Genomic DNA, 3991 nt, shown 5'->3' on the forward strand with positions numbered 1-3991 from the left:
GAGAGACTTTCAGCAGCTTAGCTTGCTTAGATACTGAAATCTGAAGTGAGTCGTCGATTAACTTTTGTGGTTGAAGCGGCCCAGTTTCTTCAACACACCTTCTAAAAAATCAATTTCTAATGCCTGCTCACCGATTTTTGCATGTAACTTTTTAAGATCAATGGGAGGTTCTGATGGAGCTTTTGATTGATCGAAAGCTTGCGAGGAAGCTGAGATCAATTGATTTTTCCAGTCAATAATTTGGTTTTGATGAACATCAAACTCAGAACTCAATTCAGCAAGTGTTTTTTCTGCTTTGATCGCAGCAAGTGCTACCTTAGCCTTAAAGTCGTTTGAATGATTTCTTCTTGGTCTACGTGCCATAAAATACTCCATATATTGATGTTTATAACATCATTTGAGGAGCAGAATATCACTTATAGCAGTTGTTCAAATTTCTGGATCCACCTCTGTCTCGGAGTACTTAGATCATCTTTAGATTGATGTGCAATTCGTAGTAATAGTTTTACGTACACCTGATCACGTTGAGGCCATTCCACTCGGGTTTCAGGTGCTTGTTGGATTATTTGATGTTCTGAGTTAAAGCTCTGGAGCCACTGATAATCATAGCGATACAACCAGGCATAGATAGCGCCTCCATTTCGTATGGAACGACTTGCTTTAATACCATTTTCTAGAACTAACTGTTGCCATTGTTCTCTATGTTGTTCACGTTTAATTATATCTAGGGTATCTTCGTTAGGTTTAGTTTTAACAATAAAAACGGGTTGAATATTTTGGGCGTAATGAAAAATATCTTCTAATTTTTCCTTTGGAGTAAAGGTTTGATGAATCAATAGATGTTCAAAGAAGCTAAAACTTTTTCGATGCTTACGGAATATGCTTTTTAACCAGGAATTTTCTTCACCTTGGTGGCAGAGTAAATTCTTAGTTTGAAGATATTCTTTGCCCCAGTGTTGTAAAACTAAGGATAAAATTTCATCATGTTTAATATGCTTTCCTCGTGTGTAACCAAAGTCATGTGCTAATCCATGGTAAAAATGACTCCATTGCTCAAAAGAAATAGATGGATAGGATGATAGCTTAAACAATTTTTGCACTTGGTAAGACATAATGAAGTCTTGAGGGAAGACTGAGCTGAATGATTCTATTGCAAAGTTTGATTCAATTAAGGGTTGGAAATGATGTCTAGAGTCCGATGGTTTTTCTTTATAAATAATTAATGGTCCGTGATCTAAACAGATTGGTAGGTTAGGAATAAACCAATTTCTTTTCCAAAAAGCTTCACCATAAGTCTGTATTTGAATTTCAATACATTTTGGACAAACTTGGAAATTCTGAATTGCCTTGATTCTTGATGCAGAAACTCCAAACATTGTATGTAGAGCACCATTGGTTTTACCTTGCATCAGTTTAATGGCTTTATTACGTATTTTTTGTGGAACAAATGGGGCATACAGTGGAAATAAGGTATTTTGGTTTATTAAATCATTAGTTGAATATTGTTTTGTTTTTCTTAATAAATATGCAATTTTAGAGACATGGCTGGGTAAATCTAGCGTTGCTATAACAGCTCTAGTACCAAAAACCTCATCCAACAGTTGTTTAGGACTGGTAATGCCATGATACACACCTGCCCGTGCTATTGAGCTGTATAGAAGTTCATCGGGGGGGGGTAATGGAAAGTTATGCATATGTATCATGATTGTATCAGCTTATTTTTTAAATAGCGTTTTAACAGAAATAGACTTATTTCTTTAGCTTCCTAAGCTCCCAAATTAATTTACATGACATTAAGCATTCACAAAATGGACTTTTTTAAAATTTGTGTAAATACTGTTTAAAAGGCTTTCAAACTCGATTATAAAACGACTCATGGGGTAATCCTTCAGCAGAATTACTACCAAACTATGATCCATCACGATAAAGTTAGAGCGATGCTTCAAGACCATCTCTATAGCAAGGGTCTGTACTGATAAGTAAGATCACACTGTCTTTTATGTAATTTAAGATATTGATATTTAATGAAAAATAAGGATTATAAAACCCTGATTTTTACTTAAAGGAGGATTTAGAATTGATAACGCATAGGCTTGTTTTTCAATAAATGTCATATTATAAGCTCATAAGTAAATTATATTTCAGACATTTGTTAGGGAATACTTTCTTTCAACCAATAATCAAAAATTGGACGAGCAACTTTGGCAGCAGCACTACCACTGCGTCCATTCTCTAAAATAATGGCAAGAACAATTTGAGGGTTATCCGCAGGAGCAAAGCCAATAAATAGAGCATGATCGTAATGCCGTTCACTGAGTAAGGCTTCATTGTAGTGTTTGCCCTGTGCAATACTTTTAACTTGGGCTGTACCTGTTTTTCCTGCAATTTGATATTGTAGTCCCGACTTGATACCTTGACCTGTACCAGACTGAATCACATCAATCATGGCGTGATGCATTTTTACCCAATCGTTAGGGGTGCCATTAAAGAGAATTTTACCATCTGTATCATGGTGGATTGGGTAGGGTGTTGAACCTTTACTTTCTTTAAGTAAATGAGGGGTAATATGCTTACCAGAATTGGCAACGATTGCTGTCGAAAGGGCTAATTGTAATGGTGTAGCGGTGAATGCCCCCTGACCAATACTTACGGAAATTGTTTCACCCATTAACCATTTTGTCCCACGGGTTCGCATTTTCCATTCGGGTGATGGATATAATCCCGAATCTTCATAAGGTAAGTCAATTCCTGTTTTTTCACCAAAGCCAAACTGGGTCATCCATTTGTACATATTGTCGATACCCATTTGATAAGACAATATATAAAAATAGGTATCACTAGACTGTGTGATCGCTTTATGTAAATCGACAATGCCATGGCCAGATTTTTTCCAATCACTTCATTTATCTGAATAGCCGTAAAACCTTGCCCTTCAGGGCGGGGATATAAGGCTGCAATCCGCTAGTCCTCCTTGTGGGGATTAGCTAGGATTGCTAATGCGGTGTCTGCTGACTCTCAATATATTGTTTAATAATTGAAATCGGAGCACCGCCACATGATGCAGCGAAGTAACTAGGTGACCACAGAGCATTTGCCCATAGCTTGTTTTTAATTTCGGGGTGTTTGGTTCGTAAAATTCGACTAGAAGCACCCTTTAAACTATTTACTAAGCTAGAAATTGCTATTTTTGGCGGATAATTCACAAGTAAGTGAACATAGTCATGTTCTCCATCAAATTCCATCAATTCAGCTTCAAAGTCTAAGCAGACACGCTCAAATACTTCACGCATCGTTTCTTGCATTGCTTTGGTAAAAACATCTCTACGATATTTAGCTACAAAGACTAAATGTACGTGCATATTGAAAACACAATGGCGACCTGTTCTAATCTCTTGACTATTGCTCATAGACCAAATATATTTTAAGTATGAAGACACTTAAATTACGAGTAAAAGACAAACATTTCAAGGTTTTAGACCAACTAGCGTTAGAGGTAAACTTTGTTTGGAATTATGTCAATGATTTGTGTTTTAAACACTTGCAAAGAAAACAACAATTCTTTTCAGCATACGATATTGCAAAATATACAAAAGGTGCATCCAAGGAATGTAACTTGCACAGCCAAACCATACAGGCAGTTGCAGAAGAGTTAGTGACAAGACGCAAGCAATTTAAGAAAGCAAAATTAAAATGGCGTGTCAGCAATAAAAAATCAGCTAGACGCTCTTTAGGATGGATACCATTCAAGAAAGTAGCAATCAAATATGCTGATGACTATGTTCAATATGGTAAGCATCAATTCAAACTATGGGATAGTTACGGACTCAGCAAATACAATGTTAAAACAGGTTCATTTGTCGAGGATAGTCGTGGGCGTTGGTATGTTTGCCTTGTGATTGATTCAATTAAAACTCAAAAAAGTACTGCTAAAACCTCAATTGGCATAGATTTAGGTTTAAACGATTTAGTGACTTGTTCAGATGGCGTAAAA

The 3991-nt window shown here is 36.3% G+C and carries 2 protein-coding genes and 3 pseudogenes; 1 reads left to right on the plus strand and 4 read right to left on the minus strand.

Annotated features, from left to right (window positions below):
- From AVJ19_RS20410 to tnpA, 4 genes and pseudogenes are all read right to left on the minus strand, one after another.
- Positions 1-375, minus strand: a pseudogene (locus tag AVJ19_RS20410) (IS3 family transposase); the annotation flags it as partial.
- Positions 376-416: 41 nt separating this feature from the next.
- Complete coding sequence (locus AVJ19_RS20415; protein ID WP_162626678.1) at positions 417-1694, minus strand: TnsD family Tn7-like transposition protein; 1278 nt, start codon at positions 1692-1694, stop codon at positions 417-419.
- A 476-nt stretch (positions 1695-2170) separates the two neighbouring features.
- Positions 2171-2896: pseudogene (locus tag AVJ19_RS20420) on the minus strand (penicillin-binding transpeptidase domain-containing protein); the annotation flags it as partial.
- A 97-nt stretch (positions 2897-2993) separates the two neighbouring features.
- Positions 2994-3407, minus strand: coding sequence for an IS200/IS605 family transposase (gene tnpA / locus AVJ19_RS20425; protein WP_111861354.1), 414 nt, complete (start codon positions 3405-3407; stop codon positions 2994-2996).
- A gap of 20 nt (positions 3408-3427) precedes the next feature.
- Between tnpA and AVJ19_RS20430 the strand changes: the two are divergent.
- Positions 3428-3991: pseudogene (locus tag AVJ19_RS20430) on the plus strand (RNA-guided endonuclease TnpB family protein); the annotation flags it as partial.

The sequence above is a fragment of the Acinetobacter sp. CFCC 10889 genome, from assembly GCF_003268395.1.
Lineage (GTDB): Bacteria > Pseudomonadota > Gammaproteobacteria > Pseudomonadales > Moraxellaceae > Acinetobacter.